This window comes from Arthrobacter cavernae, from assembly GCF_017368795.1.
GTDB lineage: Bacteria > Actinomycetota > Actinomycetes > Actinomycetales > Micrococcaceae > Arthrobacter > Arthrobacter cavernae.
Map to the genome: position 1 here is coordinate 115,021 of NZ_JAFNLL010000004.1, position 23,905 is coordinate 138,925.

The window sequence follows — 23,905 nt, forward strand, 5'->3', positions numbered from 1 at the left end:
TTGTCGATGTCGTCAGGATCCAGCGTGGAGGATCAGTCCAAGTCAACAGTTGTCCGTGAAGGATTCTTCGGAGACTACTACGAACATCTGGCGGAGGAGGACTCCCGGGCGTACTCACCTGAAGTTCTGACCTCACGGGCTGCCCAGCACCGGGAGATCGCCACGTCCCGCCGGCCAGGGCACGCCACCATCGAAATCGTCCACGAGAAGGACCGCAGCGTCCTGTACATCGTTACCGACGACATGCCGTTCCTCGTGGATTCCGTGAATGCCGAACTGGTGCGGCAGAACTGCGCCATCCGCCTCGTCATGCACCCCCTGTTCATCGTTACCCGGGACCGGAGCAGCGGGGACGTCACCGGAATCTCCCGGGTCCCTTCCAACATCGGACTTTCCAGCGGCGACACTGCGGCGCTGCCGGTCGTCTCCCATCTTGTGGGGCAGGGCGACAACGTCTCGCACATGGAGTCATGGATCGCCGTCGAGATCGACCGCGTCAGTGACGAGGTGCGTGGACAGCTCATCACCGGGCTCCGGCGCGTCCTGGGCGACGTCGCTGTCTCAGTCGAGGACTGGCCCAAGATGCGCAGCAAGGCCCTTGAACTTGCCGCGTCGCTGGCGACAGTCACGCACCCCGAGCAGATCGCCGAACTGCGGCAGGCCCAGGACCTCCTGCGCTGGCTCGACAACGGCAACTTCACCTTCCTTGGCTACCGCGAGTACGACCTCGTCAACGAGGACGGCGAAGACGTACTTGAGCTGCGCGAGGACAGCGGCCTGGGTCTGCTGCGTGCCGGCGACGACACCCGCCAGATCCAGCACCTGACCGACGCCGGCCGGAAGCGTGCCCGCGAGAAGCGCGCGCTGGTCATCACCAAAGCCAACTCCCGCTCCACAGTGCACCGCCCGGCATACCTTGACTACATCGGCGTGAAGAGCTTTGACTCCGCGGGCAATGTCAACGGTGAGCGCCGCTTCATCGGCCTCTTCGCCACGAGCGCCTACACCGGATCGGTGCGCAGCATCCCGATCGTCCGCGAGAAGGTCGACTCCGTCCTGCGCAATGCGGGATTCCCGCGTGACTCGCACTCCGGCAAGGACCTCCTCGGCATCCTGGAGACCTACCCCCGCGACGAACTGTTCCAGATCGAAGTACCGGATCTTGCCGCCACCGCCACCGGCATCCAGCGGCTGCAGGAACGCCGCCGGACCAAGCTCTTCCTGCGCCCGGACATCTATGGCCGCTTCATGTCCGCCGTCGTCTACCTGCCGCGTGACCGGTACACCACCAGCGTCAGGCTGCGCATTGAGCAGGAACTGCGCGAGACCTTCCAAGCTGAAAGCATCGACTACGAGGCACGGATCACCGAATCCGCACTGGCCCGTGTGTTCTTCCGCATCCGCCTTCCCCGGACCGCCGAACTGGCCGAGGTAAACGCCGAGGAGCTGGAACTCCGGCTCGTGAGGGCCTCGCGCTCTTGGGGCGAAGGCATAGCCGGGGTGCTTCGTGGCAACCGGGCAGCGGACGACGCCGAGGCACTGTCGGCGTTGTGGGCCGAAGCTTTCCCCGCGGGCTACCGCGTGGACTACGAGGTGGAGGACGCGCTCGAGGACATCGAACGGTTCGAAACGTACGGCGCCACCGCTGAGCGAATGGCCGGTGCCGGCCAGGTCCGCCCGGGCGTGCACGTGTACCTCCCGGCCGGTGCCGGGGAATCGCTGGAAGAGGATGCACGCGTCAAGCTCTACCTGATGGAACCCAAGAGCCTCAGCCAGATCCTGCCGTATTTCCACAACCTTGGCCTGGAAGTCCTGGATGAGCGCCCCTTCGAGATCGAAACCGCCGACCAACGCGACTTCTTCCTCTATGACCTGGGCTTGAAGTACCCGGCAGGCATCGACGCCGTTGCAACCGGAGAACTGCTGGCAGATTCCTTCGGTGCAGCCATCACGGGTGCGGTGGAGTCCGACAGCTTCGACCGGCTGGTCCTGCGCGAAGGCATGCACTGGCGCCAAGTGGTGGTCCTGCGTGCCTACGCCAAGTACATGCGGCAGATGGGGAACACCAACTCCTTCGAGTTCATGGCAGACACCCTGCTGGCGAACGCTGACGTCACCCGCGGCCTCAGCGCCTTCTTCGCAGCCCGCTTCGATCCTGCCGTGGACGAAGCGCAGCGTCCTGCCCGCCAGGCCGAAGCCCGCGCGGTGCTGGCTGAAGCCATCGAAGAGGTCGCCACGCTCGACGCCGACCGTGTGCTGCGGACCTTCATCAACCTGATCGAAGCCACCCTGCGCACCAACTACTTCCAGGGCAAGCCCTACGTCAGCTTCAAGCTCAGCCCCACCATGATTGAAGGCCTGCCGTTCCCGCGGCCGATGTTCGAGATCTGGGTCTACTCGCCACGCGTTGAAGGCGTCCACCTGCGCTTCGGCAAGGTGGCCCGCGGCGGTCTGCGCTGGTCGGACCGGCGTGAAGACTTCCGCACCGAAATCCTCGGCCTGGTCAAGGCCCAGACGGTGAAGAACGCGGTGATCGTCCCCACGGGGGCCAAGGGCGGCTTCTTTGCGAAGCGCCTGCCCAACCCGGCGGTCGACCGTGCGGCCTGGATGGCCGAGGGCATCGAAAGCTACAAGACCTTCATCCGCGGCCTGCTGGATGTCACGGACAACCTCGTGACCACGGCCGACGGCGAACAGCTCGTGCCGCCGTCGGACGTCGTCCGCCACGACGGGGACGACTCCTACCTCGTTGTCGCTGCCGACAAGGGCACGGCGACATTCTCGGATACCGCCAACGGCCTCGCCGCGGAATACGGCTTCTGGCTGGGTGACGCCTTCGCCTCCGGCGGCTCGGTCGGCTACGACCACAAGGCCATGGGCATCACGGCCCGCGGCGCCTGGGAATCGGTCAAGCGCCACTTCAGCGAGCTGGACCTTGATACCCAGTCCGAAGAATTCACCGTAGTGGGCGTCGGGGACATGTCCGGCGACGTTTTCGGCAACGGCATGCTGCTTTCACGGCACATCCGCCTGGTGGCGGCCTTTGACCACCGCCACATCTTCCTGGATCCGACGCCGGATGCCGCGGCCTCATTCGGCGAGCGGCAGCGGCTGTTCGAACTCCCGCGCTCGTCGTGGGAGGACTACGACAAGGCTCTCATCAGCGCCGGCGGCGGCGTCTACCCGCGCCAGGCCAAGGTGATCCCGATCTCGGCGCAGGTCCGCGCCGCACTGGGCCTGCCGGACGGCACCACCCAGCTCAGCCCGCCCGAACTGCTCCGGGCCATCCTGCTGGCACCTGCCGACTTGCTCTACAACGGCGGCATCGGCACGTACATCAAGGCAAGCACCGAAACGCATGCCCGGGTGGGGGACAAGGCCAACGACGCCATCCGCGTCGACGGCCGTGAACTGCGGGTCAAGGTGGTCGGCGAGGGCGGCAACCTGGGCCTGACGCAGCGGGGCCGCATCGAAGCCGCCCTCCAGGGCGTCATCCTGAACACGGATGCCATCGACAACTCCGCCGGCGTGGACTGCTCGGACCATGAAGTCAACATCAAGATCTTCGTGGACCGGATGGTGGCGGCCGGCAAGCTGGAGGCCGCCGACCGTGCCGCGTTCCTCGCAGACATGACGGACGAAGTGGGCCGTCTGGTGCTCGAGGACAACATCGACCAGAACATCCTCCTGCTCAACGACCGCACCCGCGTGGCCGAGTGGAGCCCGAGCTACGAGCGCCTCATGGACTGGCTTGAGCGCTCCGCCGACCTCAAACGCGAGCTGGAAGCGCTGCCCACCACGGACACGCTGCGCGAGCGGCTGGAACAGGGCCAGGGGCTGACGTCCCCGGAGCTGGCGGTCCTGGCGGCCTACGCCAAGATCGAGCTCAGCTCCGCCCTGCGCGACAGCGATCTCGCCGACGACCCGTGGTTCCGTCAGACGATCCGCGCCTACTTCCCGAAGCAGCTTCGCGAGAAATTCGACGCCGAACTGGACACCCACCCGTTGCGCCGGGAGATCATCGCCACGGTGGTTGCGAACGACATGATCAACATGGGCGGCATCACCTTCGCCTTCCGTGCCATGGAGGAGACTTCCGCCAACGAGGTTGCCGTCGCCAAGGCGTTTGTGGCGCTGCGGGAGATCTACGACCTCGATTCCATGATTGCTGAGCTGAATGCTTTGCCGGCATCGTTCCCCACCGAGCACTGGAGTGAAGTCCACCTCGACATCCGGCGCCTGCTGGACCGCGCGGTCCGATGGCTGCTGGGACAGGGCACGCCCTCCCAGTCGATTGCCGACGTCGTGCAGCAGTTCAAACCGCTCATGGAACCCATGCGGGCCCGTCTGCTGGACTACCTGCGCGGCGACGACAAGGTCCGGATTTCCGGCCTGCTCGAGAAAGCGCACAGCTGGGAACTGCCGGAGACACTGGCGCACCGCTGGGCCGAGCTCTTCGAGAGCTTTGTCCTCCTGGACATCGCCAGGATCACGGAGTCCGGCAGCAACCGGGGGGACGACGTCGCCCATGTCTACTACACGGTCTTCAACCGCTTCCATGTGGACTCCCTGCTGGAGCGGATCAGCGCACTGCCCCGGGCGGACCGCTGGCAGGCCCTGGCCCGCGCGGCGCTCCGTGATGACCTCTACTCCACTGTTGCGGACATCACGACGTCGGTCCTGGAGTCGACGGCGTCCGGCGCCTTTGCCGAGGAGCGGCTGAGCTCCTGGGAAGCCCAGAATGCGGAACAGCTGGGACGCGCGAAGAGCATGTTTGACGAGGTCAATTCCCTCGAAGCGGACGACATGGCCTCCCTGTCGGTAGCATTGAGGCTCTTGAGGTCAATCGTTCGACGCTAGGGGACAAGCCCGGCGTCGCAAATGGAGGTGCAGTGGCAATCTTTACGGACCCCATCAGGGAACATGCTGATTTCGGGCCTGGGGATGCCGAATGGCTGCACCTCCTGGTCGGCGACTGGCAGATGGTCGCCGACTTGGCGTTCGCGGACCTGGCCTTGTGGTTCCCGCATCCGGAGCTGGGCTACATCGCCCTTGCCCACGTGCGGCCGTCCACGTCCCACACCGTGTTCCATGCCGACTTTGTTGGCGAGGGGATCCGTTCGGACCTGCGGCCGCTCGTGGACAAGGCGTGGTCCAGCCGTTCGATCGAGCGCTCCAGTGAAACCAGCTGGAGCAGCGAGATGGCGCTGCGGGTCGAAGCCGTCCCCATGGTCCGGAACGGGCGCACGCTCGCGGTGGTGACCTCGCACATGGACCTGTCCAGCTCCCGGATGCCGTCCCGGCTGGAACTGACGTACCGCCAGTGCGCGTACGACCTGCTGCGCATGGGTACATTGGGGCTCTGGCCCGATTTTGCCTCGCCCACGGGTTCACGCCGTGGTGCACCGCGCGTCGGCGACGGGCTGATCAGGCTCGACGCCGACGGCATGGTGCAGTATGCGAGCCCCAACGGGGTGTCCGCGTTCCGCCGCCTCGGCGAGGTGGAATCCCTGGAAGGCCGCTCTTTGGCCGAAGTGACGGCGGGTCTGCTGAAGGACCGGCGAATGGTCGACGAGACTCTGCCCCTGGTAGTGACCGGCCGCATGCCGTGGCGCAGCGAAATCGAATCGCGCGGCGTCAGCCTGTCGCTGCGTGCCATTCCCTTGCGCGACGAGACCCAACGTTTCGGTGCACTGGTCCTGTGCCGCGATGTGTCCGAGCTCAGGCGCCGTGAGATGGAGCTCGTCACCAAGGACGCCACCATCCGCGAGATCCACCACCGTGTGAAGAACAACCTGCAGACCGTGGCGGCCCTGCTGCGCATGCAGTCGCGGCGCATGGTCAGCGACGAAGCCAAGCAGGGGCTGGAGCAGGCCATGAGGCGTGTCGCCACGATCGCGCTGGTCCACGAGACCCTGTCCCAGGGACTCACGCAGAGCGTTGACTTCGACGAGCTGATCGGCCGCCAGTTCAGGCTGTCGGCAGAGGTGGCATCACCGTCCCAGCACGTCCGCACCGAGCGCTCCGGCCTCTTTGGTGAGCTGCCGAGCGACTTCGCGACGCCGCTGGCCTTGGTCATCAACGAGCTCGTCACCAACGCCGTGGAGCATGGGCTTGAAGGCCGGACCGGGACGGTGTGGCTGCTTGCCGACCGCGCCAAGGGGGACGGCGCCGATGAGTTCCTCACGGTGACAATCGCCGACGACGGCGTGGGACTTCCGGACGGACAGTACGCCGAGGGCCTTGGCCTGCAGATCGTGAGGACGCTCGTGACCAGTGAACTGGGCGGGAGCATCCAGTGGATTCCCCGTGACGGTGGCGGAACCGCCGTCGAGATCGTCCTGAACCTCGCCCGGGCGTAGGCTTCGCGAGCCCGGACCTGCGCCGGCTCTCGAAAAGCAGGCTCCTGACAACAAGGAAGGCCGCAGACCAATGGTCTGCGGCCTTCCTTGGTATGGAGACTCGGGTAGCGCCTAGGAGGCGCGGCGGGCCCGGGCGGCGCGGCGCTTCAGCGCACGGCGCTCGTCTTCGCTCATACCGCCCCAGACGCCGGCATCCTGTCCGGATTCGAGCGCCCACTGGAGGCACGTGTCGATTACAGGACAGCGGCGGCAAACGCTCTTCGCTTCCTCGATCTGCAGAAGTGCTGGTCCCGTGTTGCCTACTGGGAAGAAAAGCTCCGGGTCCTTGTCGAGGCAGGCTGCGCGATTACGCCAATCCATGCTGATCAGTCACTCCATTCGTGAGAACTAGATGAGCCTTTTGTGAAAACATTCACGAGAAGCTCCAAAGGAAAGGGGCCCTGTGGGCCCCCTTTGTCGTCTGAGTCAAGCGTTTCATGTTAACGCCTTGTAAACAAGGGGTATGAGCCGTTGAAATGGCGCGAAACCGTGAGCGATGCATCACATCAACTGCCAGTGTCCTCACTGGTATCCGACTATGTCCGGTAGTGTGCCAGTGTGTCAAGACCTCCTGTGAACCCTGCCCAGCCCGCCTTTGGACCGGAGGAGAACGGCGAACCCGGAGCGTCCCCGGGGGGGTTCGCCGGCGAGGCTGGAAGTGCGAGGCCTGCCGGGCCGCGCCCCTTGGGCATCATTATTGTCTCCCTGGTTGTCGGGGCCGAGGCGCTGACACTGCTCGGTGCTGCTGCCGTCTACGGATACCAGTTGGCCATTGGTGCGCCCGTGACGTCCTTCGCCGGTGCCCTGTTCACGCTCGCCCTGCTCCTGGGGCTGTCTGCTTGGCTCTTCGCCACGGGCTTGTTCCTGTTCCGGGGGTACCGTTGGACGCGCGCTGCGGCGCTGGTGGCGCAGCTGTTCGTCCTGACCATCGGCGTGCCGACACTGGCTGAGGGAGTTGTCCTGCCTGGGCTGGTGATGGTGCTTCCTGCCGTCGCGGCGATCCTCTTCCTATTCGGCAAAAGAGTCATTTCATTTGCCTCGCGGACTGGCGGGTCCGCGCCGGTCCTCTGAACCGGCTGCTGCGATCTGGATGGTTTGCGTGCTGCCGTCCTGGACCAGCACGGCCCGGCCCGGTGTCCGGGCCGGGTCCGCATCGATCCGAAGCCCGAAGAAGTCGCCGTCGGCCGGATTCCGGGGGCCAATCAGCAAGCCGTGGCCGTGGTTCCGGGCGCTCAGGCAAAGGGGACTCCTGTGCAGGAGCGGCGTGTTCAGTGCGGCCGTGGCCACGACGGTGAAACCCATCTCATTCAACGCCGACAGCTGCGTTCCTGCCGAGGCCGTCAGTTGCTCGGCGTCGTCAACCAGCAGGATGCCTCGAAGCGGGACGTCGCCTGGTGTCCCGCGATTAGACCCGCCACCGTCTGGTCCGTAGGTGGCATCTTCGCGGACAGCTGAGAACGCCCTCTGCCGGAAGGCCGTCCAGAACCGTTCAGGGTGGTCCTGCGGCCCTGGAGCTATCCAGCGGTAGCGGGGATTGAGCACGGGCAATGCACGCAGCAGGCCCGTCTTGCCGGAACCGGGACTGCCGAGCGCCAGGAACACGCTTCCCGCAGCCAAGCGAACAGATGCGGCCTCAAGTTCATCCCCGCCGAGACCGAGGAGGAGCGAGTATCTGGCCGCCGTTGCATCGAAGGCTGGACGCTGCGGCCATCCTGAGGCGGAGCCGTGCGCACGGCCCAGAACGTCGTCGACCGAGGTGAATGCGGGGAGGGGTTCCACGCGGAACGGCGTGGATCCCGCCGCCGCCGTCCCTGCATAGGGCCATGGAGTGTCCGGCGGGGGCGCGGCAAACTGGGCCACTGCCATGTTCCCGTCAAGGAAGCTTCCCGAGGCGAGAGCCCTGCCGGCGACGTTGTCGATTGCCCCGAACCGTGGCCACGCCAGTCGGCTCTCTTCGGTGCTTCCGGTGGGGAAGAACGCACGGTTCGGCAGTGCTGCGAACAGGCGGGACGCCACCAGTTCACGGTCGCCGGAGATGATGACGGTGATGCCTGCGCGGCCGCCGTCCCGGACAAGGCCTTGCAGGAGATCCTCCGCCCACGTCACAGGGCTGGAACGGAAGGCGGACATCCAGGCGCCCCAATTGCAGACCACAAGTGCCAAGGGCACGCGTGTCTCCTGCTCCGGGCGGGCTTGTCGTGAGGCCATCTCGTCCGTCAGCCGCTCCAGAATCCTGGCGGCACGGCGGGCTTCGTGAATCCCTGCCACGGCGCCAACGCGGTCTGCGCGGGAAGCCCCTGTGAACGAAGCGTCGCCGTCCAGAATGTAGAGATGCGATTCCGCAGGAGCAGTGGCCAACACTGACGCGATGGCCAGGACTGCCTCGGAAACGCCGCTGGCGCCAGGCCCCACCAATCCAAGATGTCCGTCGGCCCATGGCCGCCACAGCAGCCTTACCACCTGCTGATCGGCCGGGACGTCAACGAGCCCAAGGCAGACGGTGGTCGTCCCGATGGCTTTGCCCGCGGCCGCACGTCGGCCGGGCAGAGGAACATGCAGTTCCTTGCTGCCGATCGTCAGTGCCTCGGGCAACGGTGCGGCAACGGGCCGTCGGGGTGCTTCACCTCCCAGCTCCGCCCAAAGCCTTCGAGTTGCCTCGACGATCGGAGCGGCCGCCTGGGCCGGGGTCGCCGTCGGGCGGGAAACGGCCCTCGTATGCCCTGCCATTCCCGCCCGGAGTGCTTCGATGGCGGTCCGGGAAACCGCGGCCGACTGGCTGGTGCCGCCGGTGGGTCCAGTGAGTGATGCGGTCTGAAACAGCACCGGAGATGCGGATCCTCGTGCAATGTACGCGCGGCCCGGGAGCGAAACCGGGATTGACGCAGCATCCCGCGAATTGATGACATCCAGCGACTCCATGTCCGATTGGACCCGCAGTGCGATGCTCGTGGTGACGTTGGCACGGATGTCGGCGTTCAACGCCCCCTGGGGCCGCTGGGTTGCCATGACCAGGTGGACGCCCAGCGACCGCCCGATGGCGGCAACCCGCATGAGTTCCGCCAGCGCAGCGGGTGCCTCCTCCACAAGCATCCTGAATTCGTCGACCACCACAAGCAAATGTGGCAGCGTCGGCAGTGCTGGCGAGGCCTGGCCGTGGTAGGCGATGAGATCCGGCGCCTTGGCCCGGGCGAGCCATTCTTCTCGACGCCTCACTTCTGCCCTCAGGGACATGAGGGTGCGCTCCAGCGCATGCTGGTTCAGGTCTGTCAGCAGGCCAACGCAGTGTGGAAGGTCGATGAACGGTCCCAGCCCGGAACCGCCTTTGAAGTCAACAAACAGGAAGTTGACCCGGTCAGGGGCGTGGCTCAGGGACAAGGACGAAACCAGTGTCCGGAGGAATTCGGACTTACCGGATCCGGTGGTTCCCGCAACGAGGAGATGCGGTCCGTCGGTTTGCAGATCCAAGCTTGTGGGCCCTGATCCTCCATGGCCGACAACCGCGGGAAGACCCGGCGTGGATTGCCCGGATGCCCAGCGGGCAGCGATGCGCGCGGGGTCGTACGGCAACAGTTCACTAAGTCCGCATGCGTCCGGGATTCCCGGTGTAGCCGATGACGCTTTCGAAGCGGCAGCAATACTTCTGCAAAACCTGTCGAAGACCTCGGCAGGGACGAGGTCCGCGTCGAACTCCGTGGTGCGGCCGCCTGAGCGCAGGACTGCCTGCCTTCCGCCGACGTCCACGACCGTGTCCGAGGCATTCGTATTCACCGGCTGGGCGAGTACTACGTGCCAACCTGCTTCCTCGGCCACTCGACGCAGATCGGAATCCCTGGTGCCTGCGGCAGTATCGCCCATGAGGAACAGCCACCCCGGAGTTTCCGAACCGGATGCCAAGGCACGCCCGGCCTCCGTTGGATCCGAACAAAGAAGCGCTCCCGGCAGGAACCTCGCAGCCAGGGGCAGCAGCGCCGCGGGCCCATGGAGCAGGACAGGGAAGCCCGCGCAAACGGGGAATGAGGCCAACTGCATGAGGAGCGAGCGAAGCATACCTTGGACTTTCCGATCAGAACCGGACAGGGCGATGATTCTGTTCGCGGGGTCAAGAGCCAGCGGCATGACCCGCTCCGGGGGTTCAAACTCCGGATCGGCCGGCTGGACGCTGATGTTGGATTTCTGCAGGCAGGTGCCCATCCGCAGCCACACGTCGGCGGTGGCCCCGGTCACCGCAGGCCTCTCCACCTGGTGTCTGTCAGCCTCGACAGCCAGCACGGCGGCGCTCGGCAAGCAGCGCCGTCGTCGTTCATCATCCTTGCCGGCTGCCGCGCGGACGGCCTTCCGGAAGGCCCGGCGGTGCCCGCGACCAGACATCGCGGGGGCCAGCACTGCAACGGCAGACACTGCCGTGAACGCCAGGAACATCCACATTCCGGTAACAAGGGCCATCCCCACGCCAAGAGCGAGCGGCAGTCCAGCCGTAAGCAACAACTGGCTGCGGGCGCTCCCGTCAGGGCGTCGGGGAACGGTCAAAGGTTCTGCCACGCTCCGGCCTGCCTCCATCAGATCAGCCGTCCCGCCCGGGTCGTCGGCGAGCTGGATGGACATGCGGGAGCTCCCGCAGCGGATTTCGGACTTGGTGGAAACACCGCAACTCCGGATCTCCTGTCCATCCACGGCCGTGCCGTTCGCGCTCTTGTTGTCGGTGATGGTGATGGCGGTATCCGTGACATCAAGCTGGGCATGGTTCCGCGAGATGCCCGGGTCCGGGATGGAAACCGCTGCGCCCCGTCGCCCGATCCTGTAGGTGCCACGTTCCAGCGGGATCACAGTGCCTGCGGCAGGGCCCGTGTGGACCAGCAAGCGCAGAGGTGGGTGCGGTATCGCCGCAGCTGCGGCCGAGGATGGCGCGGCAGGGGAGGGGCCGCCGTCGACAAGTACGGCGCCATTGACCAAAGGAACCGTTCCGACTTCCAACACGCTCAGCGGCGTCCCGGCCACGGTCAGTTCGCCGGTTATGAATGTTCGCATCACTTCGGTTTGCACCTCGGTTCCCGGCGTGCCGTCGGCAACTGCAATGGACAGCTCATCGGGTTCTGCGCTGCGAGCGGCAAGTGGGCCACGGACCAAGGAGCAATGGAGGATCATGGCTGGGGTTCTCCCTTCTTCGGGCGGGGGCGTCTCGCCTGTCCGAACCACGGTAGACGCGGCCCGCTGGAGCTGTCCGGGGGTGACCTCCGCTATGTGGACAACCCCGCCCACACGCACAACACGGAAACTGTCTTAAATTCCGGTCGGGCCTGTGGGCTGCTCCCGGCCGCGTTCGGCGTCTCTCATCTCGGCTAAGATAGGCTACGTTGTCCGCGACCCCCATTAGGAAGGATCATCGCCAGTGATAGTGGTAGCTCCCAGCGCTGACGTGTCAGACAAGGCTGTGATCGGCGACGGTTCCAAGATCTGGCATCTGGCGCAGGTTCGCGAGGACGCTGAACTCGGCGCTAATTGCATCGTCGGGCGAGGCGCCTACATCGGCACCGGTGTCAAAATGGGGGACAACTGCAAGGTGCAGAACTACGCCCTGGTCTATGAACCTGCCGTCCTGGGTGCCGGTGTGTTTATCGGCCCGGCGGTTGTCCTGACAAACGATACCTATCCTCGGGCAGTAGCCCCGGACGGGAGCCTCAAGAGCGCACACGACTGGGAGCCGGTCGGTGTGACCATCAAAGACGGAGCCTCTATCGGCGCCAGGGCTGTCTGCATCGCGCCTGTCACCATTGGCCGGTGGGCGACCATTGCCGCCGGTGCCGTCGTCACTAAAGAAGTTCCCGATTTTGCTCTCATGGCCGGAGTTCCTGCCAAGCGCCTTGGATGGGTCGGCAAGGCGGGCTTCCCGCTGACGCAGGATGGCGATACCTGGGTTTGCCCGAAAACGGGCGACAAGTATGTTGAACACAATGAAACCCTCCGAGAGGTAGAGGCATGAGCCAAGAATTCATTCCCCCCGCGAAGCCGATCATCGGCGATGAGGAGCGGCGTGCGGTGGACGCCGTTCTTGCGACGGGACAGTTGGCTCAAGGGGCCGAAGTTGCAGAGTTTGAGAAGGAATTCTCTCAGGTACTTCTGGACGGGCGCGCTGCCGTCGCAGTGAACTCCGGAACCTCAGGCCTCCATCTCGGCTTGCTTGCTGCAGGGATCGGTCCCGGCGACGAAGTGATCGTCCCGTCCTTCACGTTTGCTGCCACGGCCAATTCCGTTGCCCTGACCGGCGCAACGCCCGTCTTCGCCGATATCGAGTTGGATCACTACACGCTTGACCCGGCATCGGTTGAAGCGATGATCACAGATAAGACAGCGGCGATCATGCCGGTGCACCTTTACGGCCACCCCTTCGACGTTGACGCCATCGGCGCCCTCGCCGCCAAGCACGGCGTGAAGGTCTTCGAAGACGCAGCTCAGGCACACGGTGCTGCCGTGAACGGCCGCAAGGTGGGAACCTTCGGTGATTTCGCAATGTTCAGCCTGTACCCGACCAAGAACATGACCTCGGGTGAAGGCGGGATGGTCAGCACCGGTCTGACCGACGTCGAACGCCGTCTCCGCCTGCTGCGCAACCAGGGCATGGAGCGCCAGTACGAGAACGAACTCGTCGGTTTCAACGCGCGCATGACCAACATCCACGCTGCAATTGGCCGCGTCCAGCTGACAAAGGTCGGCGGCTGGACACGTACCCGCCAGGAAAACGCCGCGTTTCTCGACGCGAACCTCTCGGGCGTCATCACGCCCGAGGTGGCCGAGGGCTGCGAGCATGTCTACCACCAGTACACCATCCGGGTTCCGGAAGGGCGTGATGCCTTTGCCCAGGCACTAAAAGATGAGTACAACGTCGGCTGCGGGGTTTACTACCCGATCCCGAACCACCGGCTGGCACCGTTCCAGACCGATGACGAATTACCCGTTACCGAGGAAGCTGCACAGACGGTTCTTTCGCTGCCTGTGCACCCCTCGTTGAGTCAAAACGATCTCGAGCGAATCGTTGAGGCTGTCAACAAGCTGGCGAAGGCAGGTAGCTAATGGCAAATCTGCGTGCGGGCCTTATTGGCCTCGGAATGATGGGACGCCACCACGCGCGCGTGCTGCGCGAGGTAGAAGGTGTGGATCTGGTTGCCGTTGCCGATGCGTTTGGTGATCCGCACGGCGTTGCCGACGGACTCAGTGTCTGCGGCAGCGTTGATGAACTGATCGATCAGGGTATCGACATGGCAGTCGCGGCTGTGCCGACCATTCTGCACGAGGAAGTTGCCCTCAAATTTGCTGCTGCCGGGATCCACTGCCTCGTCGAAAAACCGATCGCCAACGACTCAGCTTCCGGCCGCCGGATCGCTGCAGCCTTCGAGGCAGCCGGTCTGGTCGGCGCCGTTGGACACATCGAACGCTTCAACCCTGCACTGCAGAACCTGCGGGCGCGGCTGGAAGCAGGCGAGCTGGGAGATGTCTACCAGATCCAGACGCGCCGCCAGGGACCGTTCCCGGCCCGCATCGCTGACGTTGGCGTTGTCAAGGACTTGGCCACCCACGACATCGACCTGACGGCCTGGCTTGCACAGAGCCGCTTCGTTGAGGTTTCCGCCCACACCAGCACCCGAAGCGGCCGCCTCCATGAGGATATGGTCTCTGCAATCGGACGCCTTGAGAGCGGAGTTATCACGAGCCACGTTGTGAATTGGCTCTCACCGTTCAAGGAGCGGGCCACGGTTGTCTCCGGTGAACGGGGCGCCTTTGTCGCCGACACCATCACAGCCGACCTGACATTCATTGAGAACGGCACCTTCGAAACCGAGTGGGATTCCGTCGCGGCATTCCGCGGTGTATCGGAAGGCTCCAGCACTCGGTTCGCCCTCGCGAAGCGCGAACCGCTGAAGATGGAACACGAGGCGTTCCGCGATGCAATCCTTGGCAAGTCCATGAACATTGTCACCCTCGCCGAAGGACTCGCGACGCTGCAGGTGGCCGAGGCCGTCCTCGAATCGGCAACGAACAACACTAGCGTCAGCCTGGCTGAACTGGCCATTTGAGCCACCGGGAGAATCGCCTGCGCAGCGTCGCCCGGACGTTGAATGCGCAGCCGGCTCTCTGATTTTTCCATACCGCACGTAGCGTGCCACCGACGGCGGCCAGCCGCTGATTCATGCCCCCGATCAACATCGGGTAGCCTAGATCAGCGGTCGCTGCGTTGTTTGACCGCGCCCTCAATCAAACCAGGAGAGTTTGTGACCGCTGACCTCGTCATCGTAGGGTCAGGCTTCTTCGGCCTGACAATCGCAGAACAGGCCGCCACTGAGCTGGGCTTGAAGGTCGTCGTCATCGACCGCCGCCATCACATTGGTGGCAATGCTTACAGCGAAAAAGAAGAGCAAACCGGCATCGAGGTGCACCGCTACGGTGCCCACCTTTTCCACACTTCGAACGAGCGCGTCTGGGAGTATGTCAACCGCTTCACGACGTTCACCAACTACGTGCACAAGGTGTACGGCGTCCACAAGGGCGAGGTCTACTCCCTGCCGATCAACCTGGCCACCATCAACCAGTTCTTCCGTGCCAACCTGACTCCGGGCCAGGCACGTGAACTGATCAAGGAACAGTCCGGTGAGCTTGCTGGCACTGATCCCCAGAACCTCAACGACAAGGGCATCCAGCTGATCGGGCGGCCCCTGTACGAGGCGTTCATCAAGCACTACACGGGCAAGCAGTGGCAGACGGACCCCAAGGACCTGCCGGCCGGCATCATTTCCAGGCTCCCTGTTCGCTATAACTACGACAACCGGTACTTCAACGACAAGTACGAGGGCCTGCCGACGAACGGCTACACCGCCTGGATCGAAAAGATGGCGGAACACCCGAACATTGAGGTCAGGCTGAACACCGACTTCTTCGACGAGTCGCACGAGTACAGCAAGGACAAGGTGGTCGGCAACATTCCGGTCATCTACACCGGCCCCGTGGACCGCTACTTCGACTATGCCGAGGGAGACCTCTCCTGGCGCACCATCGACTTCGAGGAGGAAGTACTCGACGTCGGCGACTTCCAGGGCACGTCCGTTGTCAATTACAACGACGACGATGTTCCCTACACGCGCATTATCGAACCGCGCCATTTTCATCCGGAGCGCGATTACCAGACCGAAAAAACTGTCATTATGCGGGAGTTCTCACGCGCTGCTGAAAAGGGCGATGAGCCGTACTACCCGATCAATACGGCTGCTGACCGCGAACGCCTTAGCAAGTACAGGGATCTCGCAGCGGCCGAGCAGGACGTTCTTTTCGGCGGGCGGCTCGGCACCTACAAGTACCTCGACATGCACATGGCTATTGGTTCGGCCCTGACCATGTTCGATAACAAGGTCCGGCCGCACTTCGAAAACGGAGCCACGCTTGAAAGCGGGGGAGTCGACGCGTGAGCAGCGAGTCGTTGGCCGCTCCTGACAAAAGCGGCGGCCTTCTTGATGTACTTCGCCGCCGGGACCTGCTTCGGCTGATAGTCCGCAAGGAACTGAAGGTCCGCTACCGCAGCTCCGTTCTCGGGCTGCTCTGGTCCTACGTGAGGCCAGGCGTGCAGTTCCTAGTTTTCTATTTTGCCCTCGGGGTGTTCCTAGGACTTAACAAGCAGCCAAACTTTGTGATCTACATGTTTTCCGGAATTATTCTGGTGAATTTTTTTTCGGAGGCATTTGGTCAAGCGACACGGTCTGTTGTTGCCAACGGCGCGCTCGTCAAAAAGATATACCTTCCCAGGGAGTTGTTCCCCGTGGCCTCGGTATGGGTGGCGATTGTTCACTTCCTGCCGCAGTTCCTGATTCTTTTGGCCGCCTGTTTCTTTTTCGGCTGGACCCCAGGCTTCGGTCAGCTGATGGGGGCGGTCGGAGCATTTGTCATGGTGACCATGCTTTCCCTGGGGCTAGGGCTGCTTTTTGCGGCGGCCAACGTTCTCTTCAGGGACTCGGAGAACATCGTAGACCTCATGCTCATGATGGCCACGTGGCTCTCGCCGGTGCTTTATGCCTGGTACCTGGTGCGGGACACGTTGGGGGAGACCTTCTATTTCTTCTATCAACTGAATCCAATGACCATTGCGGTGGAGCTGTTCCATGCCGCATTCTGGTCGCCCACGGCTGCTGTCAGAAATGCTCCGGAAGGCGCACGGCTGCCGGACAACCTCCTGTCGCTGTGGCTTCCGGTCGGTCTGGTGATTTCTCTATTGATCCTCATGTTGGGACAGTCGGTCTTCCGTCGCCTTGAGGGCAGATTTGCGCAGGAGCTGTGATGGGATCAGAAGCAATCGTCGTCGAGAACGTTTCCAAGCGGTTCAACTTGCGGCACACCCGGTCCCTCAAAGAGACGGTCGTATGGCTGTTCAAAGGACGCCGCGGGGAACTTTCGTCCACGTTCATGGCGCTTGACGGCGTCAACGTCAGCGTAGACCGCGGGGAATCCGTAGCATTGTTGGGATTCAACGGATCCGGCAAATCGACACTCCTGAAACTCATTTCCGGAGTTATGAGTACGGACACCGGAAGCGTGCGGACCCGCGGAAAAGTGGCTGGTTTGATTGAGGTGGGGGCCGGCTTCCATCCGGATCTGACTGGCCGCGAGAATGTCTATCTCAATGGTGTGATTCTTGGGATGACCGAACAGGAAACTGCAGAACGCTTCGACGAGATCGTCGAATTCTCCGAGATCGGGAAGTTCATCGACACGGAAGTGAAGTTTTACTCATCGGGCATGTTCCTTCGCCTGGCGTTCTCGGTCGCGGTGCACACCCGCCCCGACGTCTTCCTGATCGATGAAATTCTTTCTGTAGGTGATGAGCCATTCCAGAAGAAGTGCCTCGCCCGGATCCAGGAACTTCGCGACAGCGGCTGCACACTGGTGGTCGTCAGCCATGATCTGGATATGGTGAGTAGAGTCTGCAGCCGGGGCGTTGTGCTTCGACAAGGCAAAAAGGTCGCCGACGGGCCGATCGAGGAAGCAGTCCGGCTGCTCCGGGAAAGCTGATACGGAACCAATACGCTGATGAACAAGACTGCAACGGGGAATACAGATGACTAACGCCCGCAAACTCTTTGAAATCGTCGACGACGGCGATTCGGGACTCGCGGGGGGCGATGGCCGCCTCTCCGAGCGCGAACTTGGCTTACTGGTGGGAGCCCTCAACTATCACTCTCTGATCCAGCCGGGCCGAGAGTTCAAGACAGTCGTTCTCCGGGGCCCGGACGGTGCCCTTCCCAGATTGACGAATGCATCCTGCCATCTCCTGGAGTGGGATTCCGACCGGGCTGTTGTCTGCACAGTAGGTGTGCGAAGCAGCGTTTCCGGCGGTCCGGGCGGTGCTTCCCCCCTGGTTCCCCTCGTGATTGACCTTGGAGGCGAAGGTTCTGAGGGTGGCGCCGCGTTCTACGACCGGGCGGGCCTCAAGGGCAAAGTGTTCCGCCGGGCCCGGTTCGGTGCTCCGATCGCGTTCGATGCCTTGCGTCAGGGGCTCACGGACGTCTACGAAAAACGCGTCACGCCCAAGCGCCGTGCACACCGCATGGCTGCAATAGAGTCGACCGCGATGTCCGTCACGCCTTCCAACAAGGAGCGACAGCCAGCCATCCTCTTCGGTCTGCATTGGTTTGAGATGGGCGGGGCGGAACGGTGGGCCCTGGAGTCCATTGCTTTGGCCAAGGAGGCCGGATTCCTCCCGATCGTGGTGACGGACCGGGATTCGTCACATCCCTGGATAACACGTCCGGAACTGGACGGCACACTGGTCCTCCCACTGAGCATTCCGCTTCCGGGCAACGAGGATGCAGATCTGTTGTTGGCGCTGCTTTCCGAATTTTCGATCCGGGGCATCCACGTCCATCACAATGGCTGGCTCTACGAGCGTCTGGCCTGGTTCAAAGCCATGGACCATTCAATTCAGATCGTGGATTCACTCCACATCATTGAATGGCGGACGGGAGGATTCGTAGAGGTCGCCGTTAAGCTGTCCAACACCATTGACGTGCACCACGTTATCTCGCCGCATCTGCGTGATTACCTGACGCTGGAACGCGATGTCCCCAAGGAGCGCGTGGCGCTTGCCCCCCTCTATGGCCTCAATACAGGCGACAATGCACCCGCGGCGGCGGCACCGGCGCGTAAGGACCAGGGAAGCCCCTTCACCGTGTCTTTCATCGGTCGTCTTACCCAGCAGAAGCGTCCCTACCTTTTCCTCCGGTACGCGGCACAGCTCCGGCGTTCCGTCCGGGAAGACATCAGGTTCATTGTGCATGGCGACGGGATGCTCGCAGACGAGACGGTAAGACTTATCACCCGGTACGGCTTGTCGGATTGTCTGGAGTTGAGGCGTCCGCCACGGTCCGTGGAGGAAACCCTTGCCGACTCCGACCTGCTCGTCATTTCCTCTGACAACGAAGGCCTGACTTTGACGACTTTTGAAGCGACGGCTCAGAATGTTGCCGTGCTTTCGACGGATGTCGGGTCGCAGGCTTCTCTCGTGTCAGCCAAAGCCCTTGTGCCGCGGCAACCGTTCGCGTTTATCAAACATGCCGTTGAGCTGACCAAGGACATCATGGCCTCTGAAGAGCTGCGAACACGGATTCTCGACGAACAGAGGGAAAAAATCATCGCTTTGAAGGAGCTTCCTGAGGCTCGGGCGTGGACGAAAACACTTTACGAAGGATGGAAAGCATGACCGACCTAGTTGCAGCCGTAGTCGTCACGTACAACAGGGTTGACAAACTCGGGCGGGTACTCGATTCGATTCTGGCCCAGACACGCGCTGTCGACCAGCTCATCGTTATCGACAATGCCAGTTCCGATTCGACCCCGGAGTTGCTTGCGAGCTACGGCGATGACCCCAGGGTTGAGGTCGTTCGCCTGGAAACCAACACTGGCGGGGCAGGCGGTTTTGCGGCCGGTATGGAAAAGGCCTACGAACGCGGCGCGGACTGGGTTTGGATCATGGACGACGACTGCTACACCGGGGAGACAGCACTCGAAAAGCTGCTCGACGGGCACACCGCGGCAGAGAAGGAACTCGACCGAAAAGTTCCGTACAGCTGCTCCCTTGTGCGGTATACGGACGGTTCGATCTGTGAAATGAACAACCCTGGCACTACCTGGGACTGGGGGCGGCTCATCGCCAAGGGGCAGAACACCGTGGTTATCACGAACTGCTCGTTTGTATCGGTCCTGATTCCGCGACGGTCGATTGCCAGATACGGTCTGCCTCTGGTCGAATACTTCATCTGGTTTGACGACATGGAGTACACGCTGCGGATCAGCGCCGACGGTCCGGGTGTGCAGATCCTGGACAGTGTTGTCACCCACGACATGCCTGATAATCGCGGCGTGAACTTCGGCGATCTGAACAGCAGTAACGCCTGGAAGTTCTACTACGGCGCGCGCAATGAGTCTTCCTACCGTTGGCACCACGACAACAAACTTGACTGGCTGAAGTTTGTCTTGGGAACGTACGTCTGGATGCGTAGGGGCCGCGTGAGCCGCAGGCTGCAGCTTGGCGTGGCCAAACGCATCCTTGCGGGTCTGAAGTTCAACCCGGTCCCGAAGCAGGTACGCAGCGTTCGCTGAGCCCGCCCAGGTTCAGCCCCTGGTGAATAACGCGGGCCAATAAGAAGCCTGTCCGCCTGTCGCTGCCGGCGGCGCGCATCCTCACAGCCAGGTCCCAGAGCGCATCCGGTACGCTTGGTAGCGCGCCCGGCGTCTGATGCATGGCACACAAGTCGCATAATCCGAAGGAAACCCATGTCCGCCAGCCCCTTATTGGCAGGGAACGTCGTGAAACAAGCGGGCCCCATCGAGCAGGTCCATGCTTTGACGGGGGTCCGGATCATTGCGGCCCTGTGGGTCATCCTCTTTCACATCCGCGGCAACATTGCCAGCGAATTTCCCTGGCTTAGCCGAATCATCGGACCAGTATTGGCTCATGGGGAGTTGGGTGTGGACCTCTTCTTTGCCTTGAGTGGCTACGTACTGGCCTTGAATTATGGGCAGCGTATGGGTTTCAGCCTAAACAAAGCAGCCACGGTTAAATTTTGGTGGGCCCGACTTGCCCGCGTTTGGCCCGCCTACGTCTTCATGCTGCTGTTTGCGGCAATCTGGCATGGCTTGTTGATTGCCCGGGGCGTTCCAGACCCGGTTGCAGTCCGGGACTACGGCATTGGCAGCTTCCTGCGCCAGTTGACGTTGGTGGTGCAGTGGACCGAGCCGGGCTTCGAGCGTCTGACATGGAACGGTGCCGCTTGGTCGGTCTCGGCGGAGGCATTTGCTTATCTGCTTTACCCCGTGATTGCGATTCTGGTGTTCCGTCTCAATCGGGCACTCAGCACGAAATCCCTTCTCGCGGTGACACTGCTTACGTTGTTCCCGGTTGTGTTCTTCTCGTACGCGCTTGGGCTCTACGGCGAATGGATGTGGCTTTTGCGTATTCTTTGCGCCTTCGTGGCCGGCAACCTGATGTTCTTTATCGTTAGCCGCATTCCCCGGACCGACCAGAACCGGACGAACGCGAGCCACATCGTCCTTGGTGCGGCTGTCCTGATCATCGCAAGCTGCTACGTGCTGGACCTTACGGGCCGGACCAAGTACGTTGGTCTCCTTATTCCTTTGCTGGTGGTGCTGGTCGGGGCGTTGGGAATTGCCAACAGGCATGTTGTCCGCCTGCTCTCGGCCCGTGTTATGGTCATTGGCGGTATGGCATCCTACAGCATCTATCTGGTCCATATGCCCGTGATTGAAATCTTTTGGGCTCTCCAGGGGTGGTTCCCGACAGCGCTGGGCCCGGACACGGCCGGCGCCAAGTTGGGTTTTGTTATCCTGCCATTTCTCGTCTGCCTGCTCGGTTATCTGCTCTGGAAGTTTTTTGAAGAACCCGCGCGCCGAAAGATGCGGCTGATGTCCACGCAGAATATCCCGGAACGGGCCGTCGACGATCCTGCGGAATCCGCAGTGCTTCACGAGCGGTCCGCCGTACACGAGACGGCACCCACAGCGCCGGCCGAGCCACAGCACAGCGCCCGCCACTAACCGCCTCGGCGGGGAGGTGTCGCTGCTCGGGTAGGCTGGGACCGAGGTTCGTCAGAACCATCGTATGGTCGCGCCCAATTCTGGTCCCGTGGCGCAGCCATGCCTCGGAGGACGACCAAATGATTAGCTTGAAGACTGGAATAGGACTTCCGTGGTAACAGAAAATCCACTTTCGAAGGCGACCCTGCGGAGCAGACTGAAACACCTGCTGCCTCCACTGTCCATGCTGGCAATGGTGGCGGTCGGCGTTATCCTTCCGTTGCGGGGATCTGCAGGCTTTTACGTCTGGGATGATACTGCCGCTGCCGCGGTGGGTGTCTGGCAGCGCATCGGACAACAGTATGTTCACGGCAGCATTCCTTTCCTCCAGATCGACATGTGGAGGGGAGGAAATTTTGCGGCTGAGGCCGCCACTGGAATGTTCAACCCGGTGATGGCCGGACTGATGGTGGCCACGTATTTCATCAACGACGTCGCAGCGGCCATCACCCTCGCAAAATTTGCCATGTTCGCCATCATGGCGCTGGGTATCTATCTCCTGACACGTTCGTACGGTGCGAAGCCTTGGATCAGCGCGCTGGCCGGCTTGACCCTGCCACTGAGCGGCTACACCCTCTACATGGACGGTGCAGCCTGGATTAACGGTCTCATCATTACGTCGCTGACCCCCTGGGTCTGGTGGGCATGCAAGAGATATATCGACGGGCGCGGATCCATCGTGTGGACTGTAGTGGCCGGCTTCGTGCTGGGATCAACCGGAAACCCGTACGGGATGGTTGCCCTTGCGGCAACATTTGCCGCTGTTTCGATTGAGGTTGCGTTTCGCCGCCACTACGTCGTGGTTGCCAAGCTGATCGCGGCGATGTTCGCTGCCGCCCTCGCCTGTGTCATGGTTTATCTGCCGTTCTTTCTGACGGTCGGCGTTGGCTTCCGCGCGGACAGCACAACCATGAACAATGAGTTCTTCTCACCTAGCCTAAGCGCGTTCCTGGGCATGAGCACGCCCAGTTTCCAGCCGTTCATTCAGACGTTTGCGGGATCGTGGTTCACCTTCCCGGTCATGTATCTCGCATGGTTCATCCTCCCGCTTCTTCCATGGCTACGCTGGAAGGAATCCCTGGTCCATTGGAAGGCGCTGACCGGTATCTTCGCCTTCGGGTTGTTTTACCTGTTGCTGATTCTCGGGCCATCAAACCTGTGGATGTTCCGGCTCCCGCTTCGGCTACTGCCGTTCGTGTACCTGCCGGTTCTGGTGCTGTTTGCCATCGTCGCGAGCCGTGGCTGGCAGCAGGACCGACGCCGGATCCGGACGGCCGTCAGCTTTGCGTTGGTATTCGTCGGTGCCTGGCAGTCCTTTTCGGACTTGCCGGCAATCCTCTCCCTCCACGCGGCCAGCCTGGCGATTGTGGTGATTCTGGTGGCCGGGCTGCTCCTGTTCCGTTGGGAGGGCCCCCGGTTGTTCGCTTACACCGCTGTGGCCAGCCTCGTGGTGCTCTTCATGCAGACCACGTGGATGCCAGTGAACAACACGGTCGCAAGCTACTCATTTCCGCACAACCGCAGCCAGATGGTGGACACGTTTACAAGCCGCTATAAGGGCAACACCGTGTTCCTCGTGGATCGTTCGCTGATCCCTGTCGAGCAACAAAACCGCAATGGCATTTGGAAGGACGCACTCATTGGCAACATGCCTTCCGTGGCAGGACTTGAATCCACAACGGCCTATTCGGGCGTCGGCTTCAATAAGTTTGATACGGCGTCCTGCAGCTTCTACTACGGCGGCGCCTGCCCCGAAGGGTGGCGCCTGTTGTGGGCGAATCCGGATGGCAGCAAGATAAGCTTGGCTGACCTGGTGCGTGCGGAAACTGTGGTCCGGAGAAACGATCCGTTGCCGGCCAGTGCCGGCGACGCTGCCGGAGTGACTTCGCCCGAAGCGCCCCCGGGGTGGACCAAGGCATCAACCAACGAGAACGTCACGGTCTATACCCGTGACGAGGCACTGCCTTATCCTGACGGCAGAATCAGCTACCAAGGGGCCCAACTGCGGGTCAGCCAGGACCACTCGATATCGGACTATGCTGAGTCCGCCGTCGTGACCAATGACTCCGGTGCCCCACAGGACCTCGTCTTTGCCCGGCTGGCCTGGCCGGGGTATTCAGCAACGCTCGACGGAAGGCCGCTCCCGACGTCGATTGGTCCGGCCGGTCTGCTGCAGGTGCAGATTCCCGCCAACACAACGGATGGCGAACTAGAGGTCAGCTTCAAGGTCCCCGGTACCCTTGCATCGTCGATCGCCTTCGGTACCGGAGTGCTCATCACCGTCGCACTGGTTGTGCTCGAGCGGCGTCGGGGAATTCCGGGCGCCCTGCGCAAGACACGGGCTGCCAAGGCAGTTGAACCAACGAAACAGGAAGCATAGG

15 protein-coding genes are annotated in these 23,905 nt (G+C 62.6%); 13 read left to right on the plus strand and 2 right to left on the minus strand.

Annotated features, from left to right (window positions below):
* Positions 1 to 6 precede the first annotated feature (6 nt).
* Entirely contained in the window at positions 7 to 4,860 is a 4,854-nt protein-coding gene (locus J1902_RS02380; RefSeq protein WP_207614662.1) for an NAD-glutamate dehydrogenase, read from the plus strand.
* 32 nt (positions 4,861 to 4,892) lie between these two features.
* Positions 4,893 to 6,362, plus strand: a complete 1,470-nt coding sequence (locus J1902_RS02385) for a sensor histidine kinase (protein WP_207614663.1) — start codon at positions 4,893 to 4,895, stop codon at positions 6,360 to 6,362.
* Between the two features lie 111 nt (positions 6,363 to 6,473).
* Here J1902_RS02385 and J1902_RS02390 read toward each other — a convergent pair whose 3' ends face one another.
* The gene (locus J1902_RS02390; protein WP_207614664.1) at positions 6,474 to 6,722 is read right to left on the minus strand and encodes a WhiB family transcriptional regulator; all 249 of its coding nucleotides are present in this window, start codon (positions 6,720 to 6,722) and stop codon (positions 6,474 to 6,476) included.
* Between the two features lie 363 nt (positions 6,723 to 7,085).
* Between J1902_RS02390 and J1902_RS02395 the strand changes: the two genes are divergently transcribed.
* Positions 7,086 to 7,472, plus strand: a complete 387-nt coding sequence (locus J1902_RS02395) for a hypothetical protein (RefSeq protein WP_242701509.1) — start codon at positions 7,086 to 7,088, stop codon at positions 7,470 to 7,472.
* Here J1902_RS02395 and J1902_RS02400 read toward each other — a convergent pair.
* Positions 7,431 to 11,426, minus strand: a complete 3,996-nt coding sequence (locus J1902_RS02400; RefSeq protein ID WP_207614666.1) for an FtsK/SpoIIIE domain-containing protein — start codon at positions 11,424 to 11,426, stop codon at positions 7,431 to 7,433. The genes J1902_RS02395 and J1902_RS02400 overlap by 42 nt on opposite strands.
* Before the next feature lie 367 nt (positions 11,427 to 11,793).
* Here J1902_RS02400 and J1902_RS02405 point away from each other — a divergent pair, with 367 nt between their 5' ends.
* The 10 genes from J1902_RS02405 (at position 11,794) to J1902_RS02450 (ending at position 23,904) form a co-directional block, all read left to right on the plus strand.
* Positions 11,794 to 12,378 carry an acyltransferase gene (locus J1902_RS02405; RefSeq protein ID WP_372434335.1) on the plus strand — a complete coding sequence of 195 codons (585 nt, stop codon included), beginning with the start codon at positions 11,794 to 11,796 and terminating at the stop codon, positions 12,376 to 12,378.
* Complete coding sequence (locus tag J1902_RS02410; protein WP_207614668.1) at positions 12,375 to 13,466, plus strand: DegT/DnrJ/EryC1/StrS family aminotransferase; 1,092 nt, start codon at positions 12,375 to 12,377, stop codon at positions 13,464 to 13,466. Before J1902_RS02405 ends, J1902_RS02410 begins: the two co-directional genes overlap by 4 nt.
* Positions 13,466 to 14,467, plus strand: a complete 1,002-nt coding sequence (locus tag J1902_RS02415; RefSeq protein WP_207614669.1) for a Gfo/Idh/MocA family protein — start codon at positions 13,466 to 13,468, stop codon at positions 14,465 to 14,467. The genes J1902_RS02410 and J1902_RS02415 overlap by 1 nt, the downstream gene beginning before the upstream one ends.
* A 195-nt stretch (positions 14,468 to 14,662) precedes the next feature.
* A complete protein-coding gene (glf, locus tag J1902_RS02420) occupies positions 14,663 to 15,850 on the plus strand; it encodes a UDP-galactopyranose mutase (RefSeq protein ID WP_207614670.1) in 1,188 nt (395 codons plus the stop codon).
* Positions 15,847 to 16,713, plus strand: coding sequence for an ABC transporter permease (locus tag J1902_RS02425; RefSeq protein ID WP_207614671.1), 867 nt, complete (start codon positions 15,847 to 15,849; stop codon positions 16,711 to 16,713). Before glf ends, J1902_RS02425 begins: the two co-directional genes overlap by 4 nt.
* Positions 16,713 to 17,444, plus strand: coding sequence for an ABC transporter ATP-binding protein (locus J1902_RS02430; protein ID WP_207614672.1), 732 nt, complete (start codon positions 16,713 to 16,715; stop codon positions 17,442 to 17,444). The genes J1902_RS02425 and J1902_RS02430 overlap by 1 nt, the downstream gene beginning before the upstream one ends.
* A gap of 46 nt (positions 17,445 to 17,490) precedes the next feature.
* Positions 17,491 to 19,131 (plus strand): glycosyltransferase, encoded by a 1,641-nt coding sequence (locus tag J1902_RS02435; RefSeq protein ID WP_207614673.1) that lies wholly within the window; start codon positions 17,491 to 17,493, stop codon positions 19,129 to 19,131.
* Positions 19,128 to 20,030: a glycosyltransferase family 2 protein gene (locus J1902_RS02440; RefSeq protein ID WP_207614674.1), complete on the plus strand. Its 903-nt coding sequence runs from the start codon at positions 19,128 to 19,130 to the stop codon at positions 20,028 to 20,030. Before J1902_RS02435 ends, J1902_RS02440 begins: the two co-directional genes overlap by 4 nt.
* Positions 20,031 to 20,204: 174 nt before the next feature.
* Positions 20,205 to 21,485 carry an acyltransferase family protein gene (locus J1902_RS02445; protein WP_207614675.1) on the plus strand — a complete coding sequence of 427 codons (1,281 nt, stop codon included), beginning with the start codon at positions 20,205 to 20,207 and terminating at the stop codon, positions 21,483 to 21,485.
* 151 nt (positions 21,486 to 21,636) lie between these two features.
* A complete protein-coding gene (locus tag J1902_RS02450) occupies positions 21,637 to 23,904 on the plus strand; it encodes a glycosyltransferase family protein (protein ID WP_207614676.1) in 2,268 nt (755 codons plus the stop codon).
* Position 23,905: the final 1 nt, after the last annotated feature.

Excerpts from the sequence above, each read along its gene's own strand:
- J1902_RS02380 (WP_207614662.1), top strand. The coding sequence starts at position 7 with ATGTCGTCAGGATCCAGCGTGGAGGATCAGTCCAAGTCAACAGTTGTC.
- J1902_RS02445 (WP_207614675.1), top strand. The coding sequence starts at position 20,205 with ATGTCCGCCAGCCCCTTATTGGCAGGGAACGTCGTGAAACAAGCGGGC.
- J1902_RS02400 (WP_207614666.1), bottom strand. The coding sequence starts at position 11,426 with ATGCGAACATTCATAACCGGCGAACTGACCGTGGCCGGGACGCCGCTG.
- J1902_RS02440 (WP_207614674.1), top strand. The coding sequence starts at position 19,128 with ATGACCGACCTAGTTGCAGCCGTAGTCGTCACGTACAACAGGGTTGAC.
- J1902_RS02430 (WP_207614672.1), top strand. The coding sequence starts at position 16,713 with ATGGGATCAGAAGCAATCGTCGTCGAGAACGTTTCCAAGCGGTTCAAC.
- J1902_RS02410 (WP_207614668.1), top strand. The coding sequence starts at position 12,375 with ATGAGCCAAGAATTCATTCCCCCCGCGAAGCCGATCATCGGCGATGAG.
- J1902_RS02435 (WP_207614673.1), top strand. The coding sequence starts at position 17,491 with ATGACTAACGCCCGCAAACTCTTTGAAATCGTCGACGACGGCGATTCG.
- J1902_RS02415 (WP_207614669.1), top strand. The coding sequence starts at position 13,466 with ATGGCAAATCTGCGTGCGGGCCTTATTGGCCTCGGAATGATGGGACGC.
- J1902_RS02390 (WP_207614664.1), bottom strand. The coding sequence starts at position 6,722 with ATGGATTGGCGTAATCGCGCAGCCTGCCTCGACAAGGACCCGGAGCTT.